The following is a 25013-nucleotide window of genomic DNA, read 5'->3' on the forward strand; positions in this document are numbered from 1 at the left end:
ATAAAAAATTAATTATTAAAAATTAATAATTAATTTTTAATTTCTTTATTTTATAAAATATATATTTAAAAATATCTCTATTATAAATTAATTTAATAATTTTTATTATATATTTTTAAAATATTTTTAGTTATTTAAATTTTAAAAATTAATTTATAAAAATTTTTATATATATTTAATTTAGATTATATGTAAGTAATAAATTATTAACAATATTTTTTTTTAATTCTTTTAAATATCCTCGTTTAAATTCATATGGTAATTTAATTATTCCATAACGAATACGGATTAAACGAGATACAACTAATCCAAATATTTCAAACATTTTACGTACTTCTCTATTACGACCCTCATAAATTATTACTTTATACCATTTATTGGAACCATATCCTCCGGATTCAGAGATATTTGAAAAACGCGCTAAACCATGTTTTAATTTAATTCCTTTAATTAATTTTATTTTTATATTATTTGTTAATTTTCCTAATATGCGTACAGCGTATTCACGTTCAATATTATAACGAGGATGTGATAATCTATTCACTAATTTTCCTGAATTAGTGAATAATAATAAACCCTCTGTATTAAAATCAAGTCTTCCGATAGATAACCATTTTGAATATTTTATATTTGGTAAATTATCAAATACTGAGGGACGATTATTAGGATCATTGTAACTAACAATTTCACCAGAAGGTTTATAATAAATTAGTATACGAATAGTATTTTTATAAATTTTATTTTTTAATAATTTTCCATTAATTTTAATACAATCATTTAAAGAGATGCGTTGACCGATATGTGCTAGTTTATTATTTATAGAAATACAACCGGAAATAATTAATTTTTCTATATTTCTGCGTGAACCTATTCCGATATTAGCTAGTGCTTTTTGTAATTTTGGAAAGTTATTATTTTCTTTTGGAGTTTTAATATTTTTTGAAATATTTTTAATGTATGGAAATATCATGATATTTTTAATAGCAATAAAAATAATTTTAATTCTATTTATAATTGAATATAATGTGATAGTCCAATTTTTTTAATTAATTTTAACTGCATTTCTAACCAATAAATATGTTTTTCGGTATCACATAGAATATTTATTAATATATTTTGTGAAATATAATCATTAAATTTATTAATGCTTAAAATTCCTTTTTTTATTGTAATTTGAGAAATTTTTTCTAATTTTAAATCATTTTTTAAAATTTCTATAATATTTTTACTCACTTTAAATTGATGTAATATTCTCATATTAGGTTCACCATTAAGCATAAGAATACGATCAATTAATTGATCAGCATGTTTCATTTCTTCAATAGATTCTTTATATTCTTTTTTAGATATTTTTATAAATCCCCAATTTTTACATATTTTAGAATGTAAAAAATATTGATTAGCCGCAGAGAGTTCGTTTATTAATTGAAAATTAAGTACTTGAATAATAGATGAATTATCTTTCATAAAATTTCCATAAAATTAATAAAAATTTTTATAAGTTAAGGATTAAATTTAGTTATATTTTTTAAAGCGTAAATATTGAATAGTTTTTAATTGAGCAATAATAATTGCTAATTTAGATTGAACTATTGAATAATCAACATTTGATTTTTTATCGGATAAAATATTTTCAAGTAAAATTTTTTCTTTTTTTATTTTTTCTTCAACTAAATCAGAACCACGTATTGCTGCGTCAGCTAAAACAATTATAGAATAAGGTTGTATATCTATAATCCCTCCAGAAACAAAAATACATTTTTCTTTGATTTGTTTATTAATTTTTATTCTTATAAATCCTGGTTTTATGCATGTAATTAATGGAGAATGTGAAGGATAAATTCCTAATTCTCCTAACTCTCCGGGTAATACTACAAATTTTATATTTTTATTAGAAAATAATAAACCTTCAATTGATACTATATCAAGATGCATAGTATGAATTGTCATATAATTTTTCCAGTTTTATAATTAAATTTAATAATGATATTTATTTATTTAGCGTATTAATTTATTAGATTTCTCAATAGCTTCATCAATTGTTCCAACCATATAAAAAGCTTGTTCTGGAATATTATCTAATTCTCCACTAGAAATTAAATTAAATCCATTTAATGTGTCTTTTAGTGATACGTATTTTCCAGTTTTTCCGGTAAATACTTCTGCAACATGGAATGGTTGAGATAAAAAGCGCTGCATTTTACGTGCACGTGTAACTAATAATTTATCTTCAGGTGCTAATTCATCCATTCCTAATATAGAAATAATATCACGCAATTCTTTATAACGTTGTAATGTGCTTTGTACTAATCTAGCAATTTTATAATGTTTTTTTCCTACAATTAATGGATCTAATTGACGAGATGTAGAATCTAATGGATCAATTGCGGGATATATACCTAATGATGCAATATCTCGAGATAATACTACAGTGGAATCTAAATGAGCAAAAGTAGTAGCGGGAGATGGGTCAGTTAAATCATCTGCAGGAACATAAACAGCCTGTATAGATGTAATAGAACCTTTTTTAGTGGAAGCAATACGTTCTTGTAAATAACCCATTTCTTCCGCTAAAGTAGGTTGATAACCAACTGCAGATGGCATTCGTCCTAATAATGCTGATACCTCAGTTCCAGCTAATGTATAACGATAAATATTATCAATAAAAAATAATACATCTTTTCCTTCATCTCTAAATCCTTCGGCAATTGTTAAACCAGTTAGAGCTACACGTAATCTATTACCAGATGGTTCATTCATTTGACCGTATACCATAGAGACTTTAGATTCTTCTGGTTTATCTAAATTAATTACTTTGGCTTCTATCATTTCATTATAAAAATCATTTCCTTCACGTGTTCGTTCTCCAACTCCAGTAAATACAGATAATCCGCTATGAGCTTTTGCGATATTATTAATTAATTCCATCATATTAACAGTTTTTCCAACTCCCGCTCCTCCAAATAAACCTACTTTTCCACCCTTAGAAAAAGGGCATATTAAATCAATTACTTTAATTCCTGTTTCTAATAATTCTTGAGATGAGGATAATTCTTCGTATGAAGGAGGATTACGATGAATAGAAGAAATATATTTGTTACTGATATTGCCTTTTTCATCTATTGGATTTCCAAGAACATTTATTATTCTACCTAATGTGGCCTTACCAATTGGTATCATAATAGGTTTTCCTGTATTTTTTACTATAGTACCTCTACGTAAACCTTCAGATGCCCCAAGAACAATAGTTCGAACAATTCCATCACCTAGTTGTTGTTGTACTTCTAAAGTAAGTTCTGAATTTTCTATTTTTAAAGCATTATATATTTTAGGTACCATATTGTGTGGAAATTCCACGTCTACCACAGATCCAATGCACTGAACAATTTTACCATCAGACATTATCTTTATTTCCTTTATAAAAATTTTTTAAAATTTTTTTTTTATTTTCTTTTAAGAATTAAATTACAGAAGAACCGCTAATAATTTCTGATAATTCTTTAGTAATTGTTGCTTGTCTAGTTTTGTTATATATTAATTTTAATTCATCTATTATATAGTCAGCATTTTCGCTAGCTGATTTCATTGCCATCATTCTTGAAACTTGTTCTGATGCTATATTTTCAGATACTAATTGATAAATTAATGCTTCGATATAACGAATAAATAATTTATTAATTAAAGTAATAATATCTGTTTCGTATGTATAATACGAAGAATATTTACTATTATTTTTTTTGGAATAAATTAGGTGTTTATAATCAAAAGGTAATAATTTATAAATAGTTGCTTTTTGTTGTATTGTATTTATGAATTTAGTATATATTATATATATTGAATTAATAAGATTATTTTGATAATTTTTTAGTAAAATTTTAATTAAGTTAGTTAATTTATTTAAATATAATATATCACCAATGTGCGTAATACATAATTTAGTTTTAATATTAATTTCATTTAAAAAATTTAATCCTTTTTGACCGATAGCAAAAAAATCTATAAAATTACCTTTATTTTCTAATTCATTTATTTTTTTTATTAATATACGAAATATATTAGAATTTATGGAGCCACATAAACCTTTATCTGTGGTAATTAAAATAATAGCAACACGTTTTATTTTATTTTTTTTTTTTAAAAATAAATTTTTATACTCACAATGAGTTCGCAATAAATTACAAATAATTCTTTTAATATTTTCACTATAAGGACGAGCTTCGTGCATTTTATTTTGTGTTTTTCTCATTTTTGATGCCGATACCATTTCCATAGCTTTAGTAATTTTTTTTGTATTTTTAATGCTTTTAATTTTATTAAAAATATTTTTACTAGTAACCATAATTTAATTTATAAAATTATTTTTATATTTTAGGATTATAAGATTTCTTAAAATTTATTAAAATAGTAGTTAAAGAATTCTCTATATCTAAATTAAATTTATTAGTATTTTTAATTTTTTCTAAAAGAGAACTTTGACATGTTTTCATAAATTTGTATAAAGAAGATTCAAAATTTAATATTTTTTTAATTTCTATATCATCTAAAAAACCTTTATTAATAGCAAATAATATTACAGATATTAATGAGATTGGTAATGGAGAATATTGTTTTTGTTTTAATAATTCAGTTACTCGTGCGCCACGATCAAGTTGTTTTCGGGTAACTGAATCTAAATCTGAGGCGAATTGTGAAAATGCAGCTAATTCACGATATTGAGCTAAATCAGTACGAATATTACTGGATAATTTTTTAATAAATTTAATTTGCGCGGCTCCACCAACTCTTGAAACAGAAATACCTGCATTAATTGCTGGACGAATACCAGAATTAAATAATGAAGAATCTAAAAAAATTTGACCATCGGTAATTGAAATTACATTAGTTGGAACAAATGCTGATATGTCTCCCGCTTGTGTTTCGATAATCGGTAAAGCTGTTAAAGATCCAGTTTTGCCAGTTATCTTGCCGTTTGTGTAATTTTCAACATATTTAATATTTACTCTAGCTGAGCGTTCTAATAATCGACTATGTAAATAAAATATATCTCCAGGATAAGCTTCTCTTCCTGGTGGTCGTCTTAAGAGTAATGATATTTGACGGTAGGCAATCGCTTGTTTAGATAAATCATCATAAACAATTAATGCATCTTTTCCATGATCTCTAAAATATTCGCCAATAGTACAACCTGAATAAGCTGATATAAATTGCATAGAAGCAGAATCAGAAGCTGTTGCAACAACAACAATAGTATATGGCATTGCTCCATATTTTTCTAATAAATTTACGGTTTTTTTAATAGATGATATTTTTTGCCCAATAGCAACATAAATACAAGTAACATTTTGATTCTTTTGATTAATAATTGTATCTATTGCTATGGAAGATTTTCCAGTTTGTCGATCTCCAATAATTAATTCACGTTGACCTCTACCAATGGGCACTATAGAGTCTATTGCTTTAATACCTGTTTGAAGAGGTTCAGAGACTGATTGGCGAAAAATTACTCCAGGAGCAACTTTTTCAATTGGAGCGGTTAATTTTGTTTTGATTAGGCCTTTTCCGTCAATTGGATTCCCAAGAGCATTAATTACTCGACCACATAATTCTGGGCCAATAGGTACTTCTAGAATACGCCCCGTGCATTTAACTATATCACCCTCAGAAATATGTTCATATTTACCAAGAATAACTGCTCCTATAGAATCTCTTTCTAAATTTAAAGCCAAACCAAAAACATTACCAGGAAATTCTAACATTTCACCTTGCATTGCGTTGGATAAACCATAAATTTGACAAATACCATCAAAAACTGATATTACTTTACCTTGATTATAAATTTCAGCAGTATTATTAAAATTTTTAATTTGTTCTTGAATTATTGTACTAATTTCAGATGCATTAATTTGCATTATATAAACTCCAAAAATATATATTTTGTATTTTTTAAATTACTTAATAAATCATTAAAGTAGAATGTAATTTTTTTAATTTAGTGTATATAGAAAAATCAAATACTTTATCTTTTATAATTAAACGAAATCCTCCAATTAAGTTTTTATCAATAATTACTGATGCCCGTAATTTGAAATTAAATTTTTTTTCCAGGATGGAAATTAAATCATTTAATTGTTTATTTGTTAAAGTATATGCGCTAATAATTTTAATATTATTTATATTTTCATATTTATTTTTCATCATATGAAATTGTGTAATAATTTTTGGCAATAAAAATAAACGTTTTTTAATAACTAATATAGAAACAAAATTTTTTACATGATTATTGGAATATTTTTTTAAAGAATTTATAATAATTTCAATTAATTCTATATTTGGTAGTACAGAATATTTTGAAAAAATTAGAATATTTGGATATTTAATAGATATTTTTTTAATTATTTCTTCTATTTTTATAATTAATTTATTCCAAAATTTTATTGTTTTATAAGATTTAGCAAAGTTAAATAATGCCTTTGAATATGGTCGCGCAATAGTTGAAATATTAATCATTTTTATAATTCTGTTTTTAATTGATTTAATAAATTTGAGTTAACTTCAATAGTAATTTTATTATTTAAAATTTTTTCAGCGCTTTTTATTGCTAAATTAACTATTTCATTATGTAAATTTTCGCGTGCTATATTAATTTGTTGAATAATTTCTATTCTAGCGTTAGAGAAAATAAGATTAGCTTCTTCAGTTGCTGTTTTTTTAGATTTTTCAATGATTAATTTACACTGTTTTTCAGTTAAATTAATACGTTTTTTATTTTCTTCATGAGTAGCTATTAATTCTTCATGTATACGTTTTCTATCATGGGATAATTTTTCTTTTTCAGAATTAGCGGAAGCCAATATATCTGAAATTTTTTTTTTTCTATTATCTAGTGCTTCAATTAAAGGGGGCCAAATAAATTTTTTTGTAAAACCTACAAAAATAAAAAATACTAGAAATTGAATAAATAATGTTGAATTTAAATTCATACTGATTTTCCTTTAAAAATAAATATAAAACGCAAAGTGGATTTATTTAATAATAAATGGATTCGCAAAAGCAAATAACATAGCAATACCAACGCCAATTAAAAAAGCCGCATCAATTAAACCGGCAAGTAAAAATACTTTTGTTTGAAGAACATTTATTAATTCAGGTTGGCGAGCTGCTGCTTCAAGATATTTCCCGCCCATAATAGCAATACCAAGACAAGCACCAATTGCTCCTAAACCAATAATTAAACCACAAGCTAAAGCTATAAATGAAAGGTCAGTCATAATATAATTCCTATAAAAATTAATTTTTAATAAAAGTATAAATTAGAATTAAAAAATTTTTTAATTTAATTTAATAATTTATTTTTTAAATTTAATGACGTTCATGTGCTTGACCAATATAAACTAATGTTAACATCATAAAAATAAAAGCTTGTAATAATACAATTAGAATATGAAATATAGTCCATATTGAACCTATAATTACATGACCAATAAAACCAAAAACAGTTGAAATTGATCCTAATAATGCTATTAATAAAAATAGCAATTCTCCGGCGTACATATTTCCAAATAAACGCATACCTAATGAAATTGTTTTTGCTAAAAATTCAATTACATTAAGCAATAAATTAAATGGTGCTAACCATATACCAAATGGAACTGAAAATATCTCATAAATAAACCCAAAAAATCCTTTAATTTTAATACTATAATATAAAATTAATATCAGTATTCCAAGGGAGATACCTAAAGTACCATTTAAATCAGCAGTTGGCACAATATGATGATAAGGAAATAGTTTTTCTAATCCAAATAATTTAAATATATATGAAAATAGGTCTACTGGAATAAAATCCAGTGAGTTCATAAGCGTTATCCATATAAAAATTGTTAATGCTAATGGAGAAATGAATTTACGATTATTACTATTATGTATGATGGATTTGGATTGATCTTCAATCATTTCTATGATCATTTCAATAAATGCTTGAAATCTAGAAGGAATATCAGAAGTCGCCTTATTTGCAATAATATACATAATTAAACAACCAAACACGCCGGTAAATATAGACCAAAAAATAGTATCTATATTAAATATTGAAAAATCAATAATTTTTTTTTGATATGCTGTAGATAAATGATTAAGATGATGAGCAATATATTCTGATGCAATTCGAGCGTCAAGTAAAACTGCAGACATGATTGTAGTATTTAATAACTAGTGAATAAAATGGATATTAAAATAAATTAAATTTATTTAAAGATATAAATATTATTATAAATACTTTAAAATTTACAATATAAAATTATAAATGTTTAGTTCAACGGTAGTCAAATACTAAATAATAATTTTAATTATTTTAATGTTTTTTTAAATATTTCTGATAATTTTACTGGATTAGCTTTATTATTGCTAAGTTTTATAGCTTTTCCAATTAATGCATTAATTGCTTGTTTTTTACCAGAATAAAATTCTTGAATTAATTTAGAATTGGTTGATAATACAGTATCAACAATTTTTTTTAAAATAGAAGAATCAGAAATTTGATATAATTTATTAGTTTTAATAATATGATCCACAATACTAGAATCTAAAGATTTTTTTTGGTATATAATAAAAAATATATCTTTTGCAATTTTATTTGAAATTGTTCCATCAAAAATTCTTTTTAGTAATAAAGAAAATTGTATTGGAGTAATTGGTAAATCATTAATATCATTATTTTGATTAATTTTAGGTATAATTTCTTTTATTAACCATTTAATGATTAATTTAATTTTAGAGATACCAATATTAATGATTGAATTTTCAAAAAAATATGCTATTTTTTTTGATTGCGTTAATTTTATAGCATCAAATTCGGATAAATTATAATTAGTAATTATACGTTTACGTATGACGTCAGGTAATTCTGGCATTATAGATTTTATGTATTGTATCCATTTAGTTGAAATAAATAACGGAGGTAAATCTGGATCTGGAAAATAGCGATAATCTTTTGAATTTTCTTTTTTTCTCATTGAGATTGTTTTTTTAATATTAGGATCATATCTACGAGTTTCTTGTATAATATTATTATTATTTTCAAGTAATTTAATTTGACGATTTATTTCATAATTAATAGCATCTTCCATGAAACGAAATGAATTCAAATTTTTAATTTCATTACGTATACCATATTTATTTTTATTAACTTTTTTAATAGATATATTAACATCACATCGAAATGATCCATTTTGCATATTTCCATCACAAATTCCTAACCACATAACTAGTGAATGTAAACTTTTAGCGCAAGCTACTGCTTCTTGAGCGCTACGCATACTAGGTTCAGTAATAATTTCTAATAAAGGTATTCCGGCACGATTAAAGTCAATGCCAGTTTTATCAAAATAATTTTTATGTAGTAATTTTCCAGCATCTTCCTCTAGATGAGCTTGAATAATTTTTGCAGAACTCCATTTTACTTTTTGTTTTTTTTCTATAGGAAAGAGGATGCTTCCTTCTTTAATTAATGGTAATTCAAGTTGACTTATTTGATAACCTTTGGATAAATCTGGATAAAAATAATTTTTACGAACAAATATTGAATATGAAGATATTTTTGCATTAACTGCTAATCCGAATTGAATAGCATACTCCACTGCTTTTTTATTAAGTACCGGTAAAGTACCCGGTAATGCTAAATCAAATGGATTAATTTGAGTGTTTGCATTTGCACCAAAACAAACTGGTGATTCGCTAAAAATTTTAGATTTAGTTAGTAGTTGTGTGTGTATTTCAAGACCAATTATAACCTCCCATTGCATATTTTTTCCTTATTATTTTAAGATTAAAATTTTCAAATTATATATATTTTAATATTTTTAAAAGTGCTTATAAAGCACTCTTATAGTTTCGGAGTTTTAAGATGCCAGTCGGTAATATTTTGATATTGATGAGCTATATATAATAATTGTGCTTCTTTAAAATAATTACCAATTATTTGTAATCCAATTGGTCGATTAATATTTTTGGGATTTTTACTAAATCCACATGGAATAGACATCCCTGGTAATCCAGCTAAACTCGTTGATAGTGTAAAAATATCAGATAAATAATTAATGACCGGATCTCTCTTATCCCCAATATTCCAGGCAACTGTTGGTGATACTGGTCCCATAATAACATCACAACAACTATTTGGTCCGGTTAATATTTTTTGAAAATCTTCTGAAATTAATCTTCGAATACGTTGAGCTTGTAAATAGTAAGTATTATAACAATCGTGTGATAATACATGTGAACCTATTAGAATACGTCTCTTTACTTCCTCTCCGAATCCTTCTGTGCGAGATTTTTTGTACATATCTATTAAATTTTTATAATTTTTAGAACGATAACCATATCGAACTCCATCAAAACGGCTTAAATTAGATGCAGCTTCAGCAGGCGCAATAACATAATAAACAGGAATAGAGAGATTTGTTTTTGGCATAGAAATATCTACTAATTTAGCGCCAAGTTTTTCAAATTCTTTTAATGCGGAACATATTCCATATTGTACATCGGATTCTAAATCTACATTAAAAAATTCACGAGGCATACCAATTCGCAGTCCTTTTATTCCTTTTGTATTTTTTCTTAATTTATAACTAAAATCTTCATCTTTTCTTTGTAAACTAGTTGAATCGCGTTTATCAAAACCTATCATAACATTTAAAAGCAATGCGCAATCTTCTGCAGTTTTAGCGATTGGTCCTGCTTGATCTAAAGAAGAGGCAAATGCTATCATACCGTAACGAGATATACTACCGTAAGTTGGTTTAATACCAGTTACACCGCATAATGAAGCAGGTTGTCTAATTGATCCCCCTGTATCACTTGCGGTAGTAGCTGGCGCCAATCTAGCTGCTACTGCCGCGGCGGATCCTCCGGATGAGCCACCTGGAACAGAAAAATAATCCCAAGGGTTTCTTACTGGACCAAAATATGAATTTTCGTTACTTGAACCCATTGCAAATTCATCGCAATTAAGTTTTCCAAGCATTACGGTGCCGGCTTTTTTTAAACGTTCTACTATATCGGCATTAAATGGACTAATGTAATTAGCTAACATTTTTGATCCAGCGGTAGTTTTCCAATGACGTGTAACAAATATATCTTTATGGGCTATTGGAATACCAGTTAATTGTGTTTTATTACCGGATATTAATTTTTTTTCAGCAATATTTGCTTGTATTAATGTTAATTCCTCATCAACATGGAGAAATGCATTTAGATTGCTGGTTTTAATACGATCTAAAAAAATTTTTGTTAGTTCAATTACAGAAATTTTTTTATTATTTAATAATAAAGATAATTCTTTAATAGTTTTGTTATACATGAATTTTTATTATTTTAATATGAATTAATAATTTAATAATTTTAAAAAATTTTTATTATTAAAAAATTTTAGGAACAATGTATAAACTATCATGTATTATTGGGGCAAGATTTTGATAATTTTTAAAATAGTTGTTATTTTTAATAGTGATATCTTTTCTTAAAAAAAGTATTTTTTCTTGGATTAATGAAATTGGGTAATAAAGTGGTTCAATATTAGTGGTATCAATATTTTTAATGGATTTAATTAAAGAAAATATATCATTAATTTTTTTAAGAATATCATAAATTTGATTTTTATCTATAGCTAGATAAGATAAATTGGCAATAGATTCAATATCTAATAAGGTTAAAGACATAATGCAAATATAGTTAATAAAATATAGTTAAATAAAAATATTATTAATTATTATAATATATTATTATTTATTATAATATAAAAAATAAAGTAAAAGTATTTCAAGGTTTAAAAGCTTTTAAATAAATATATAAATTTTAATTTTTAAATATAATAAAATTATATCTTTAAACTTTATAAATTTTTAAAAAATATTAAAAATTTTATTTATTATTTAATTTAATAAAAAATATTATATAAAATATCTATTTTTATGTAAAGAAATATTCTAAAATGAATTATTTAAATTTATTTATTAATATTTTTTTAAGTTATTTCTTAAGAAATAATGCTCTTTTATATAATACATTTTTTTTACTACCAGTTAAATTTGATGCCAGTTCTATTGTTTGTTTTAACGTTAATATTTTTAATAATGATTTTAATATATTATCTATTTTTTTATTATTGTGTATATCATTTATATCATTTATATTATTTACTAGACATGTAGACTCAATTAATAAAACAAATTCACCTTTTTTATGATTATCTTTATTTAACCAATCAAAAGCATCTTTTAAAAAGCAGCGATGAATTTTTTCAAATTTTTTAGTTAATTCTTTCGCAAACACAATTTGTCTCATTGGACCAAATATTTTTAATAATTCATGGACTGTTTTAATAATCCGATGAGGCGCTTCATATAAAATAAGTGTTGATTTTATATTTATTAATGAAATTAGCATTTCTTTACGTTTTTTTTTTTTAATTGGCAAAAAACCTAAAAAATAAAAATTTTTATTTTTTAATCCACTAATACAGAAAGCGGTTATAACCGATGATACACCTGGAATTGGTAGAACTCTTAAACCAGCATTTTGTACAGCATTAATAATATAAGACCCAGGATCTGAAATAGTTGGGGTTCCACTATCGGAAACTAATGCGATACGTTCTTTATTTTTTAGTTTAGTAATTATGGTATTTGTTACTTTATATTCATTATATTTATGAGCAGAAAATAATATTTTGGATAAACCATATTGCATTATCAAATTATTAGTATTTCTAGTATCTTCACATGCTATTGAATCAACAATACTAAGCACGTATAAGGCTCGTAGTGTAATATCAAAAATATTTCCAATAGGAGTAGCTAAAACGTATAATGTAGAATTTGGATAATTTTGTAATTCAATTTTATTAAAAAACGAAATATCTATCATAAAAAATATATTAACTGAATGTTGATAATATCATATAAATATTTTATATAATAATGAATATATTATTTCATTTTATGGTGCGGATAAAGGGATTTGAACCCATACGCTTGATAGCACTAGACCCTAAATCTAGCGCGTCTACCAATTTCGCCATATCCGCAAAAATAAAATTAATAATCTTTAGAAAATTACATATTCGTGTTAATTTTTAATATAAATATTTTTCTTGAAAAATTTATTGAAATTTATAGAATATGTTAAATTATATTATTATATATTTATTGTTTTTACAAATTTTTAATTAAAGTATTATTACTGGAGCTATTTAAATATTAAATGGAATATCATTTATTTAAAAAAAAACGTGTATTAACAGGAGATCGTCCTACAGGTCCATTGCATATTGGTCATTATTCTGGATCGTTAAAAACTCGTATTGCATTACAGGATAAATATACTCAATTTATCATAATCGCTGATATACAAGCTTTAACAGATAATACCATTAATCCAATAAAAATTCGTAATGCAATTAATGAAGTTATGTTAGATTATTTAGCGGTAGGAATTGATCCGGTTAAGAATATAATTTTTATTCAATCCATGATTCCTCAGATTTTTGAATTAACTATACTTTATTTAAATTTAGTAAATATTTCTCGAATAGCACGGAATCCAACTATTAAAAGTGAAATACAACAAAAAAGATTTGAAAAATCAATACCAGCGGGTTTTTTTATTTATCCAATTAGTCAAGTAGCGGATATAACTATATTTGATGCAAATATTGTGCCAGTTGGAATTGATCAAGTACCAATGATTGAACAGGCATGTGAAATTGTTGATATATTTAATAATATTTACGGAAAGAATACTTTAATAAGGCCAAAGGCTTTATTATCAAAAAAGGGTAATCGTTTACCTGGAATAGATGGGCATTATAAAATGTCCAAATCTCTTAAAAATGGAATTTATTTATCTGATAGTCCCGATAAAATCGTTAAAAAAATAAAAAGCATGTACACTGATCCTAATCATTTACATATATCAGATCCAGGAAAAGTTGATGGAAATCCAGTATTTACATATTTAGATCAATTTGGAACCGATAAAAAAAAAATTGCTAAAATGAAAGCTCATTATATTCAAGGTGGACTTGGGGATATAACAGTAAAAAAATATTTAATTGAAGTTATGCAAGATTTTTTATTTCCAATCAGAATAAAAAGAAAACAGTTATCTAAAGATAAAAAATATATACAAGATATATTAAAAATTGGTTCAGAACAAGCCCAGGAAGAGGCGGAAAAAACATTAAAAAGAATAAAACATGCAATGAATATTGATTATTTTTAAATATTCAATATATAAAATATAAACTTAAAATATTTAAATATTAATAAAAAAATTTTATAAAATTATTTTAAATAATTTAATTATAAATTAGTTTTGTTATATTAAATATAACAAAACTAATATTTTTAAAAAATTTATAAATAATAAGACTTTGTAGTTATTTATAATTAGTAAAAATCTTTATTTAGTATAAATTTAAAAAATTTTTTTATTATATTTAAAAAAAATTTTTAACCTTGTTTTTCCAAATTTTGGTTTTAGGATTATGTTTGGACCCACCTTCAAGAATAGAATTTTCCAAGGAACGTAAAAGATTTTTTTGATATTCTGTTAATTGTACGGGAGTTTCTATAGTGACATGACAAAATAAATCTCCTGGAATTGAGGATCGTACATTTTTTATTCCCTTCCCACGTAGACGAAAAATTTTACCAGATTGCGTTCCTTCTGGAATTAAAAAAAAAGCCTTACCATTAAGAGTAGGAGCTTCAACCTCTCCCCCAAGCGCCGCTCTTGAAAATGAAATTGGCATTTCATAATGAAGATCATCACCATCTCGTTCAAATACTTTGTGTGGTTTAATATGAATTTCAATATAAAGATTTCCATTTGACCCACCACTCAAACCAGGTTCACCGTTTCCAGGGGAACGAATACGCATATTATTTTCTATCCCAGCTGGAATTTTAACTTCTAATGTTTTATTACGTTTTATGCGACCAATTCCCTTGCAAGATAAACATGGGTGAGAAATAACTTTTCCTGATCCTTGACATTTTGGGCAAGTTTGCTGAATACTAAAAAATCCTTGCTGCATTCTTACTTGACCTTGTCCTGAGCACGTAAAACAGGAAGTAGGTGAAGTTCCTTTTTTAGTTCCATTACCATGGCAAGATTCACATATATCCCATGATGGAACGCGGATAGAAGTATTAAAACCATGAGCGGCTTGTTCTAAAGTAATTTCAAGATTATAACGTAAATCTTTTCCATGTGAACCTTTTTTTTTGTTATCACTACTACGATTAGAACCAAAAATATCCCCAAAAATATCTCCAAATGCATCAGCAAAACTACTTGCTTCTGCAGAAGAACCGCCTCCGCTCATATTTGGATCAATACCCGCATGTCCATATTGATCATAAATTATACGTTTTTCAGAATCCGATAATATTTCATATGCCTCTTTGATTTCTTTAAATTTTTCTTCAGCATTTTTATTATTAGGATTTCTATCTGGATGATATTTCATGGCTAATTTTCTATAAGCCCTTTTAATTTCATTCTCAGAAGCATTTTTTTTTAAATTTAATATTTCATAAAAATCACGTTTTGCCATATTTTTCACAAATCCCAATAATTATTTATTGTTTTAAATTATTTAAAATAGAATGTATTTATGTATTTAAATTTAAATACCAAAATGACCTTTTTGTCATTTTGGTAATTTTATATAAAATAAATGAAAGAATATAAAATATTATTTTACATAAAACATTATTTTATTTCTTTAAAGTCAGCATCAACAACATTTTCATTTTTTGTATTATTTTTATTGCCATTATTATCATTATTGGGTGTTGCGGTATTTTTTTGTGTGTCTGTATATTTTTTTTCATTTAATTTTTGAGAGACAGATAATAATGCGGTAGATTTAGAATCAATAACAGACTTATCATTATTTTTTAACGCTTTTTCAAGTTCATCAATAGCTATTTTAATTTTTTCTTTTTCTGATTCAGTTAACTTATTACCATATTCACTTAAAGATTTTTTTGTTGAATGAATAAGTGATTCCCCATGATTTCGTGATTCAACTAATTCCCTTAAGCGTTTATCTTCTTCTGCATTAGCTTCTGCGCTTTGCACCATTTTTTGTATTTCTTCTTCAGTTAAACCGGAATTAGCTTTAATTGTAATTTTATTTTCTTTACCAGTCATTTTATCTTTAGCGGTAACATGCAAAATACCATTTGCATCTATATCAAATGTTACTTCAATTTGTGGCGTACCACGTGATGCTGGAGGAATGCCTTCTAAATTAAATTCTCCTAAAATTTTATTTCCAGAGGCCATTTCTCTTTCACCTTGATATACTTTTACTGTTACAGCCGGTTGATTATCTTCGGCGGTAGAAAAAACTTGACTAAATTTTGTTGGAATTGTGGTATTTTTTTTAATCATTTTAGTCATTATACCGCCCATGGTTTCAATACCCAAGGATAAAGGAGTGACATCTAATAATAATAAATCTTTACGATCCCCAGATAATACTGATCCTTGAATTGCAGCACCAACAGCCACGGCTTCATCTGGATTTATGTCGCGACGAGGATCTTTTCCAAAAAATTCTTTTACTTTTTCTTGTACTTTAGGCATACGAGTCATGCCACCAACCAAAATAACATCATTAATATCTGATACTTTAATTCCAGCATCTTTAATTGCAATACGGCATGGTTCAATAGTACGTGTAATTAATTCATCAACAAGTAATTCTAGTTTAGAACGAGTAATTTTGATATTTAAGTGAACTGGAGCGCCATTAGCCATAGCAATATAAGGTTCATTTATTTCAGTTTGTTGTGATGAAGATAATTCGATTTTAGCGCGTTCTGCAGAGGCTTTTATTCTTTGTAATGCAATAGAATCTTTTCGTAAATCTATTCCGTTAATTTTATTAAATTCATCTAAAATATAATCTATAATGCGTTGATCAAAATCTTCTCCTCCTAAAAAAGTATCACCATTTGTTGATAATACCTCAAATTGTTTTTCACCATCTACATCAGCAATCTCAATAATAGATACATCAAAAGTTCCGCCACCTAAATCATATACAACAATATTACGGTCACTTTTTCCTGATTTATCAAGACCAAATGCAAGTGCCGCAGCGGTAGGTTCGTTTATAATTCTTTTTACGTCTAATCCAGCAATACGACCAGCATCTTTAGTTGCTTGACGTTGAGCATCATTAAAATAAGCGGGTACAGTAATAACCGCTTCAGTTACTTCTTCGCCCAAATAATCTTCAGCAGTTTTTTTCATTTTACGCAGTACTTCAGCTGAAATTTGTGGAGGAGCTAATTTCTTTTTTCGAACGGAAATCCATGCATCACCATTATCTGCTTTTACAATTTCATATGGCATTAAAGAAATATCTTTTTGAACTTCTTTTTCGTTAAATTTACGACCAATTAATCGTTTTGCGGCATATATTGTATTTTTTGGATTAGTAACTGCTTGACGTTTAGCAGGAGCTCCGACTAGGATTTCACCGTTTTCTTGATAAGCAATAACAGATGGTGTAGTACGAGCGCCTTCAGAATTTTCAATTACTTTAGGTTGACTACCTTCTATTATTGATACACATGAGTTAGTTGTACCTAAATCAATACCAATAATTTTGCTCATAATTCTTCCTTTTAATATTTAATTTAAAATTATTTATTGCGCAACAGTAACAAGAGCTGGACGTAATAATCGTTCAGAAATTAAATATCCTTTTTGCAAAACTATTACAATAGTATTTGGTTCTTGCTCTGCTGGAATTGTTGATACGGCTTGATGCTTCATTGGATCAAGTTTATCTCCAATTATAGGATTAATTTCTAATAAATTATTTTTTTCAAATACAGAAGATAATTGTTTTAGTGTTATTTCAACGCCTTTTTTTAAAGATTCAATGGATGGGGTTTCAATATTTAATGCCATTTCTAAACTATCTTTTACTGACAGCAACCCCTTGGCAAAATTTTCCACAGAAAATTTATATGCGCGTACAAGATCTTCTTGAGATCTACGTCGAATATTTTCAGATTCAGCTTTGGCGCGAAGATAAGCATCTTGCATATAAGAGGCCTTCATTTCTGCGGTATTTAATTTTTTTTTAAGCTCATCTTCGGTTATTTTATTTAATGATGTCTTTTTTTTTAAATTAGAATCTTTTACTTTTTCAAAAATATCTATTGTTTCTTTATTTTTTTTTTTATTATTTTGCATTTAAAGCCCCTAATTAAATCATATAAATACTAAAATTTAGTATTGAGGTAGCTCTAACTTATTTCAAGTATTATAAAATTAAAATTTTAAATATTTAAAAATTATTCTTTTTTATAAAAATTTTATAAAATAAGATATTATTCTTATAACACTTTATAATATAAAATTTTATTAAAATAATGAAAGTCAACTGGATTACACGTTTAAAGGAAAGTTTATCTAAAACTGCTTTTAATTTAAAATCTTTGATTGTTAATAAAAAAATTGACAAAAATTTATATAATGAACTTGAATCAGATTTATTAAAAGCAGATGTTGGTTTTGAGACTACACAATTTTTATTAAATAAATTAAAAAAAATTATAGACTCAAAAAAATTATTTAGTACAGAGCAAATTAAAAATGTTTTACACGATTTATTAGTGAACTTATTAAAGTCATTAGAAAAACCATTAATTTTAAAAAGTAAACCATTTGTAATAATGATAGTTGGAGTAAATGGAGTTGGTAAGACTACTACAATTGGTAAATTAGCGAATTATTTTAAAAAACGTAAAAAATCTGTATTATTAGCGGCTTGCGACACTTTTCGTGCGGCTGCATATGAACAATTATTAATTTTAGGAAAATATAATGATGTTCCTGTTATAACTGAAAAAAAAATTACTGATCCTGCTGCGATAGCTTTTAATGCAATAAATGTAGCACAAAAAAAAAATATTGATATCGTTATAGTAGATACATCTGGGCGCTTATCAACTCAATCTCATTTAATGAGAGAATTAAAAAAAATTAAAAAAGTAATTGAAAAAAAAATATTTAAATTACCATATGAAATTTTTTTAATAATTGATGGAAATACAGGTCAGAATACATTATCTCAAATTAAAGAATTTTCTAAAATCTTACATATTACTGGTTTAATAATTACAAAATTAGATGGCACTACAAAAGGAGGTATATTAGCTGCAATTGCAAAAAAATATTCTATACCTTTATATTTTATAGGTATTGGAGAAAAGATTGAAGATTTACAAATTTTTAATGCAGTAGATTTTGTAAATGCTTTATTAAATTAAAATTAATTAAATAAAAATTTATAATATTATATTAATTTGATAAAATTATTATTAGTTTTGTTAATGAAATCCATGGATCTCTATAATAAGATTTAAGATATATTCCTTTTAGTTCTTTATCGATTTGTACTGCTTCATAAAATGCATATTTTAAAATATCTAAAGATAATCTTTTTAATGCTATTTCTATTAAAGGTTGATGTTTTGTATAAATATGGTATTTTTCAAATAAATTTTTTAAAAATTTTCCATTCTCAATAGCGGTTTTTAATTTAAGTAAAATACAGATTTCTTGCGTAATAACCCATAATATTAATGGAAAAATTTCATTTTCATTTTTTAAATCTTGAAGAATTAATATTAAGCGCATTAAATCTCCGTTTAATATATTTTCTTTAATACTAAATATATTATATTTTGCGGATTTTGATACAGAGTTTTTTACTTGTTGAAATGTAAGGGTTCCAGGTCCATATAAAAAAAATAATTTTATTATTTCTTGATTTGCTGCTAATAGATTACCTTCAACTTGTTCAGTAATAAAATTTAATGTTTTTTTGTCAATATTTTGCTGTTGAGAAATTAATCTAGAATGAATCCATTTTGGTAAATCAATTGTTTTTACAGTAGGTATTTCTATGAATATAAAATTATTTTTTAATAATTGTATCCAAGTTTTTTTTTGTGATAATAAGTCTAATTTTGGTAAATTTATAATTGTTATATTATTAGGATTTAAATTATTAATATATTTTTCTAATATATATTCTCCTGTTTTACTAATTTTTATGTTAGATATACGCAATTCAATTATTTTTTTATTATAAAATAATGATAATTCTTGATTTATTTTTAATAATTTATCCCACTGAAATAAGTAATCAATTGTTAAAATATTTCTTTCATGAAAACCATGATGTTTAATATGTTTTCGAATTTTATCAGAGGCTTCTTGTAAAAAAAGATATTCATTACTTGATATTGTATATAGTAGTGATAAATTTTTAGAATTTATAAGATACTTATCTAATAATTCTATATTTTTTAATAACATTTAGTGGTCCTATTTTATGAAAATAAATTATTAAATAATAATATTAACTAATTTGTCTGGAATTATAAAAAATTTTTTTGGTGGATGTATAAGATATTTTTGAATAGCCTTATCTTTTAATATAATTTTTTTAACAAAATCAGTAGTGTATTTTTTTTTTAAAAAAATATGTCCGCGAAATTTACCATTAATTTGAATAATTAATTTAATTTTTTCTTTTTCTTCTTTTAATGCAAGAGAATCAATTTGAGGCCAACGTGCATTTAAAATATCACCTTGTTGTATTGAATATTTAAATTCTTTCCATAATACATGGGTAATATGCGGGGCAATTGGATTTAGTGTTCTTAAAAATATAGACATACCTTCACATAGTATAGTATCGTTATTGGTATTTGTATTATTATCATACTTAGTATTCGAATTTATGCATTCTAATATATTAAATATTTTCATACATCCAGATACAACAGTGTTATATTGAATATTCTCCATATCCCTATTAATTTTTTGTAAAATTTTATAAATATTTCTACGAAACATTTTTTGATTATCATTTAATTTAATAATTGAAAAATTATTTGGAAAAATATTAAGATTAATAATATTAATTATTCTTGGGGCTAAAATATATGAAAAATTCCATACTCGATTTAAAAAACGATTAGCGCCTTTGATTCCAATATTAGACCATTCTAAATTTTGTTCTGGGGGAGCGCTAAATATTGTAAATAAACGAGTGGAGTCTGCTCCATAGGTATTTATTTGAATTTGTGGATCAATACCATTATTTTTAGATTTAGACATTTTTTCTATATTACCAATAATAACTGGTTTTTTATCTAATTTTAAAATCGCATGTATTGGTTTATTTTTTTTATCTAATGTAATCTTAATATCAGTTGGATTATACCATTTTTTTTTGTTAGATGAATTTTCTATCCTATAATAAGTTTTATTTAAAACCATTCCCTGCGTCAATAATTTAATAAATGGTTCATTAAATTTAATTAATCCAAGATTATACATAAATTTAGTCCAAAATCGAGCATATAATAAATGTAATATAGCATGCTCAATTCCCCCAATATATTGATCTACTGGCATCCAATAATTTATTTTATTATCATCAATCATGAAATTTTTTAGTTTTGGGGATGTATATCTCATATAATACCAAGAAGAATCAACAAAAGTATCCATAGTATCGGTTTCGCGATATGCTAATTTATTACATTTTGGGCAAAATACATGTAAAAATTTTTTATTTTCTTTAAGTAAATTGTTGTTTCCATTAGGGGTACATGTTTCCGGCAAAATTACTGGTAAATCTTTTTCTGGCACTGGAACTGAACCACAATTATTACAATAAATTATTGGAATTGGTGTTCCCCAATAACGTTGTCTAGAGATAGCCCAATCACGCAAACGATATATATTTTTTTTATTGCCTAGACCAAGTTTAATTAAATCAGTACTAATTGCATTAGTAGCTTCCTTATGAGACATATTATTATATTTTTTGGAATTAATACAGTAACAGTTTTTTTTATCAATATACCAATCTTGCCAAATTTTATCTGAGTAAATTTTATTTTTAATATTTATAACTTGTTTAATTGATAAAGAATGTTTTTTTGCAAAATAAAAATCATGTTTATTATGTGCGGGTACACCAATAGCTGCTTTTCCATAAGATTCTTCTATTATATAATTAACAACAAAAACTTTAATTTTTTTATTAGTGAAAGGATGTAGTACTTTTAATTGGGTTAATATACTTTTTTTTTCTAATACATTAGAATCAATATTATTATTTTTATATTCGGAAATAAATTTTTGTAATAATATGTTATTGTGTGCAGCAAATATAGCTAAAGGATGTTCCGGAGAAATTATACAAAAAGTTATTCCATAAATTATATCAATACGAGTAGTAAAAATCCATAATTTTCCTTTTTGTATTAATTTATTATTTTTTTTAGGATCTTTTATATTATGCAGAAAAGCTAAAAAAATACCTTTTGATTTACCAATCCAATTAGCCTGCATTAAGCGAACTTTTTTAGGCCAATAAGGTAATTTTTTATTAATATATTCAAGTAATTCTTCTGCATAATTAGTGATTTTCGCGTAATACATTGGTATTTTTTTTTTTTTTATAATTGCTCCAGATCTCCATCCTTTTCCATTAATAACCTGTTCGTTAGCTAGAACAGTTTTTTCTACTGGATCCCAATTTACTATACCGGTTTTTTTATAAATAATACCTTTTTTAAGCATTTTTAAAAATATCCATTGATTCCATTTATAATATTTTGGTGAACAGGTAATTATTTCACGAGACCAATCAATTGCTAATCCAAGAGAAGAAAGTTGCTTTTTCATATAAGAGACATTATCATATGTCCATTTAGCTGGAGAGATATTATTAGAAATTGCGGCATTTTCTGCTGGCATCCCAAACGCATCCCATCCCATAGGCATTAATACATTGTAACCATTCATTCTCATATAACGATACATTACATCATTTATGGTGTAATTACGCACATGCCCCATATGTAATTTTCCAGATGGATATGGTAACATTGAGCATGTATAAAATTTTCCATTAGGAAATCGTGTATCATTTTCAATAGCTTGATAAGCATCAATTTTATTCCAATAAAATTGAGTTGTTTTTTCTATTTCAATAGGATTATATTTTTTTTGCATAGTAATATTTATGTTTTAAATTAAAATGAGTTAAATAATTTTTTTGAAAAAATTCATGAAATTTAAAAGTTTTAATTTAAAAAAATTGTTTATCAGCCATATATGAACTACGGATCATTGACCCAACTAAAACATTTTTAAATCCTAGTTTATATGCTATTTTTTTAAATTTTTCAAAAAATTTTGGATGTAAATATCTGTGTACTGGTAAATGTAAGCGGCTTGGCATTAAATATTGACCAATAGTTAATATATCGATATTATGATTTCGTATATCGTGTATTACTGTTAAAATTTCCTCATCATTTTCACCGAGTCCAACCATAATACCGGATTTTGTTAAAATATTTGGATATAATTTTTTAAAATTTTTTAATAAATTTAATGAATTTTTATAATCTGAGCCAGGACGAACCTTTTTATAAAGTCGAGGAATTGTTTCTATATTATGGTTTATTACATCCGGCAATGATTTTTTAAAAATATTTAATGCGTAATTTATTTTATTACGAAAATCTGGTATTAATATTTCTATTTTAATTTCTGGAGATAGTTTTCGTATATGTTTTATACAGGAAACAAAATGAGAGGATCCACCATCATGTAAATCATCGCGATTAACACTAGTAATTACTACGTAATTTAATTTTAATTTATAAATAGTATGAGCTATTTTTTGAGGCTCCTCAGCATTTAATGGAGTTGGTCGACCATGAGAAATATTACAAAATTTACAACGACGAGTGCATATATTACCCATAATCATAAATGTCGCTATACCTCTTCCAAAACATTCTCCAATGTTTGGGCATGACGCTTCTTCGCAAACTGTAACTAAATTATTAGTTCGTAAAATATTTTTAGTTTTATTAAAGTGATTTATATTTGATATTGCTTTTACTCTAATCCAACTTGGTTTTTTTAATATTTTTATATTTTTATCTTTTATTAAATTCATTTTTTATTATTAATAAGAAGTATTATTTAAAAAATATTTTTTATATCCTGTAAGGAGGTATTTATTCTGAATAAAATTTATAATAAATAAATTCTAAAATTATTTAAAATTATATAAAAAAATTTTTAATAAATAAGTGTTGAATTTTTGAGGTTGTGGTATTAATTCCTAATTTTTTCATATCAACAATTACTAATCCAGAATAGCCACAAGGATTGATATTATTAAATGGCTCTAAATCCATTGAAACATTAATAGATACTCCATGATAAACATATCCTTTGGTAGAAATTTTTAATCCTATAGAAGCAATTTTTGCCCCTGAAAAAGGACCGTTAGCGATATAAACTCCTGGTGCGTTTTTTTTTCTTTTACAATTGATATTATATTGTGATAACGTAAGAATTGTAGCTTCTTCAATATTTTCTATTAATTTTTTTATATATATTTTTATATTTTTACTATATTTTCTGCGTAAATCAATTAATAAATAAATTATAGCTTGACCTGGTCCATGGTAAGTTACCTCTCCGCCTCTATCTGATCGAATAATTGGAATATTATTTAAATTTTTTGAAATTAAAATATGCGAAAAATTAGATTTTAATCCTAATGTATATACTGGAAAATGCTCAACTAACCATAATTGATCTATTGTATAATTTGTACGATGAGAATTAAATAATAACATTGCATTAAAACTAATTAAATATGGTTCCAATCCACGTTGAACTATTTGTAAATCAGAATGAATATTAGAAATAGAAGTAGAAAACATATTAAAAATAAATTATAGAGTTGTTTTTAAATATAAATTATTTTAATATATTTTTGCGGTTATTTATATAGTACTTAAAATAGCTGTTGTATTAATGTAAAATATGCTATTATATTTCAAAAATTTTAATTTTTTATGGATTTC

23 protein-coding genes and 1 tRNA gene are annotated in these 25013 nt (G+C 25.0%); 2 read left to right on the forward strand and 22 right to left on the reverse strand.

Annotated elements, in window-relative coordinates:
• Window positions 1–175: 175 nt before the first annotated feature.
• From JIC14_RS01095 to JIC14_RS01165, 15 genes are all read right to left on the reverse strand, one after another.
• A complete protein-coding gene (locus tag JIC14_RS01095; protein WP_201329616.1) occupies window positions 176–970 on the reverse strand; it encodes a pseudouridine synthase in 795 nt (264 codons plus the stop codon).
• Window positions 971–1008: 38 nt separating this feature from the next.
• On the reverse strand, window positions 1009–1467 hold the full coding sequence (bfr, locus tag JIC14_RS01100) for a bacterioferritin (protein WP_201329617.1): 459 nt from the start codon (window positions 1465–1467) through the stop codon (window positions 1009–1011).
• 48 nt (window positions 1468–1515) lie between these two features.
• Window positions 1516–1950, reverse strand: coding sequence for a F0F1 ATP synthase subunit epsilon (locus tag JIC14_RS01105; RefSeq protein WP_201329618.1), 435 nt, complete (start codon window positions 1948–1950; stop codon window positions 1516–1518).
• 48 nt (window positions 1951–1998) lie between these two features.
• Window positions 1999–3402 carry a F0F1 ATP synthase subunit beta gene (gene atpD, locus JIC14_RS01110; RefSeq protein ID WP_201329619.1) on the reverse strand — a complete coding sequence of 468 codons (1404 nt, stop codon included), beginning with the start codon at window positions 3400–3402 and terminating at the stop codon, window positions 1999–2001.
• 58 nt (window positions 3403–3460) lie between these two features.
• On the reverse strand, window positions 3461–4339 hold the full coding sequence (gene atpG, locus JIC14_RS01115) for an ATP synthase F1 subunit gamma (RefSeq protein WP_201329620.1): 879 nt from the start codon (window positions 4337–4339) through the stop codon (window positions 3461–3463).
• 22 nt (window positions 4340–4361) lie between these two features.
• Window positions 4362–5909 carry a F0F1 ATP synthase subunit alpha gene (gene atpA, locus JIC14_RS01120; protein ID WP_201329621.1) on the reverse strand — a complete coding sequence of 516 codons (1548 nt, stop codon included), beginning with the start codon at window positions 5907–5909 and terminating at the stop codon, window positions 4362–4364.
• 43 nt (window positions 5910–5952) lie between these two features.
• Complete coding sequence (locus JIC14_RS01125; protein ID WP_201329622.1) at window positions 5953–6507, reverse strand: F0F1 ATP synthase subunit delta; 555 nt, start codon at window positions 6505–6507, stop codon at window positions 5953–5955.
• Between the two features lie 2 nt (window positions 6508–6509).
• Complete coding sequence (locus JIC14_RS01130; RefSeq protein ID WP_201329623.1) at window positions 6510–6980, reverse strand: F0F1 ATP synthase subunit B; 471 nt, start codon at window positions 6978–6980, stop codon at window positions 6510–6512.
• 42 nt (window positions 6981–7022) lie between these two features.
• Window positions 7023–7268 carry a F0F1 ATP synthase subunit C gene (gene atpE, locus JIC14_RS01135; protein ID WP_201329624.1) on the reverse strand — a complete coding sequence of 82 codons (246 nt, stop codon included), beginning with the start codon at window positions 7266–7268 and terminating at the stop codon, window positions 7023–7025.
• Between the two features lie 91 nt (window positions 7269–7359).
• Entirely contained in the window at window positions 7360–8190 is an 831-nt protein-coding gene (gene atpB, locus JIC14_RS01140) for a F0F1 ATP synthase subunit A (RefSeq protein ID WP_201329625.1), read from the reverse strand.
• 155 nt (window positions 8191–8345) lie between these two features.
• Window positions 8346–9800, reverse strand: coding sequence for an Asp-tRNA(Asn)/Glu-tRNA(Gln) amidotransferase subunit GatB (gene gatB, locus JIC14_RS01145; protein WP_201329626.1), 1455 nt, complete (start codon window positions 9798–9800; stop codon window positions 8346–8348).
• 80 nt (window positions 9801–9880) lie between these two features.
• Complete coding sequence (gene gatA, locus JIC14_RS01150) at window positions 9881–11356, reverse strand: Asp-tRNA(Asn)/Glu-tRNA(Gln) amidotransferase subunit GatA (RefSeq protein WP_201329627.1); 1476 nt, start codon at window positions 11354–11356, stop codon at window positions 9881–9883.
• Between the two features lie 58 nt (window positions 11357–11414).
• On the reverse strand, window positions 11415–11714 hold the full coding sequence (gene gatC, locus JIC14_RS01155) for an Asp-tRNA(Asn)/Glu-tRNA(Gln) amidotransferase subunit GatC (protein WP_201329628.1): 300 nt from the start codon (window positions 11712–11714) through the stop codon (window positions 11415–11417).
• A 310-nt stretch (window positions 11715–12024) separates the two neighbouring features.
• Window positions 12025–12921, reverse strand: a complete 897-nt coding sequence (gene rsmI / locus JIC14_RS01160) for a 16S rRNA (cytidine(1402)-2'-O)-methyltransferase (RefSeq protein WP_201329629.1) — start codon at window positions 12919–12921, stop codon at window positions 12025–12027.
• A gap of 75 nt (window positions 12922–12996) precedes the next feature.
• Window positions 12997–13081: transfer RNA gene (locus tag JIC14_RS01165), tRNA-Leu, on the reverse strand.
• A gap of 176 nt (window positions 13082–13257) precedes the next feature.
• Between JIC14_RS01165 and trpS the strand changes: the two genes are divergently transcribed.
• Entirely contained in the window at window positions 13258–14277 is a 1020-nt protein-coding gene (trpS, locus tag JIC14_RS01170; protein WP_201329630.1) for a tryptophan--tRNA ligase, read from the forward strand.
• Between the two features lie 217 nt (window positions 14278–14494).
• On the opposite strand, the gene dnaJ is transcribed toward trpS, so the two are convergent.
• The 3 genes from dnaJ to grpE form a co-directional block, all read right to left on the reverse strand.
• Window positions 14495–15616 carry a molecular chaperone DnaJ gene (gene dnaJ, locus JIC14_RS01175; protein ID WP_201329631.1) on the reverse strand — a complete coding sequence of 374 codons (1122 nt, stop codon included), beginning with the start codon at window positions 15614–15616 and terminating at the stop codon, window positions 14495–14497.
• Window positions 15617–15774: 158 nt separating this feature from the next.
• Window positions 15775–17694, reverse strand: a complete 1920-nt coding sequence (dnaK, locus tag JIC14_RS01180; RefSeq protein ID WP_201329632.1) for a molecular chaperone DnaK — start codon at window positions 17692–17694, stop codon at window positions 15775–15777.
• Window positions 17695–17727: 33 nt separating this feature from the next.
• A complete protein-coding gene (gene grpE, locus JIC14_RS01185) occupies window positions 17728–18282 on the reverse strand; it encodes a nucleotide exchange factor GrpE (protein WP_201329633.1) in 555 nt (184 codons plus the stop codon).
• Window positions 18283–18461: 179 nt separating this feature from the next.
• Between grpE and ftsY the strand changes: the two genes are divergently transcribed.
• On the forward strand, window positions 18462–19361 hold the full coding sequence (gene ftsY / locus JIC14_RS01190; RefSeq protein WP_201329634.1) for a signal recognition particle-docking protein FtsY: 900 nt from the start codon (window positions 18462–18464) through the stop codon (window positions 19359–19361).
• A 31-nt stretch (window positions 19362–19392) separates the two neighbouring features.
• Here the strand turns inward: ftsY and holA are convergent, their stop codons facing one another.
• From holA to lipB, 4 genes are all read right to left on the reverse strand, one after another.
• Window positions 19393–20415, reverse strand: coding sequence for a DNA polymerase III subunit delta (holA, locus tag JIC14_RS01195; protein ID WP_201329635.1), 1023 nt, complete (start codon window positions 20413–20415; stop codon window positions 19393–19395).
• A gap of 30 nt (window positions 20416–20445) precedes the next feature.
• On the reverse strand, window positions 20446–23133 hold the full coding sequence (leuS, locus tag JIC14_RS01200; RefSeq protein WP_201329636.1) for a leucine--tRNA ligase: 2688 nt from the start codon (window positions 23131–23133) through the stop codon (window positions 20446–20448).
• A gap of 76 nt (window positions 23134–23209) precedes the next feature.
• Window positions 23210–24091: a lipoyl synthase gene (gene lipA, locus JIC14_RS01205; protein WP_201329637.1), complete on the reverse strand. Its 882-nt coding sequence runs from the start codon at window positions 24089–24091 to the stop codon at window positions 23210–23212.
• Between the two features lie 109 nt (window positions 24092–24200).
• Window positions 24201–24869, reverse strand: coding sequence for a lipoyl(octanoyl) transferase LipB (lipB, locus tag JIC14_RS01210; RefSeq protein ID WP_201329638.1), 669 nt, complete (start codon window positions 24867–24869; stop codon window positions 24201–24203).
• Window positions 24870–25013: the final 144 nt, after the last annotated feature.

It is taken from the genome of Candidatus Profftella armatura (Diaphorina cf. continua), from assembly GCF_016593155.1.
In the GTDB taxonomy this organism is placed as follows: domain Bacteria; phylum Pseudomonadota; class Gammaproteobacteria; order Burkholderiales; family Burkholderiaceae; genus Profftella; species Profftella armatura_A.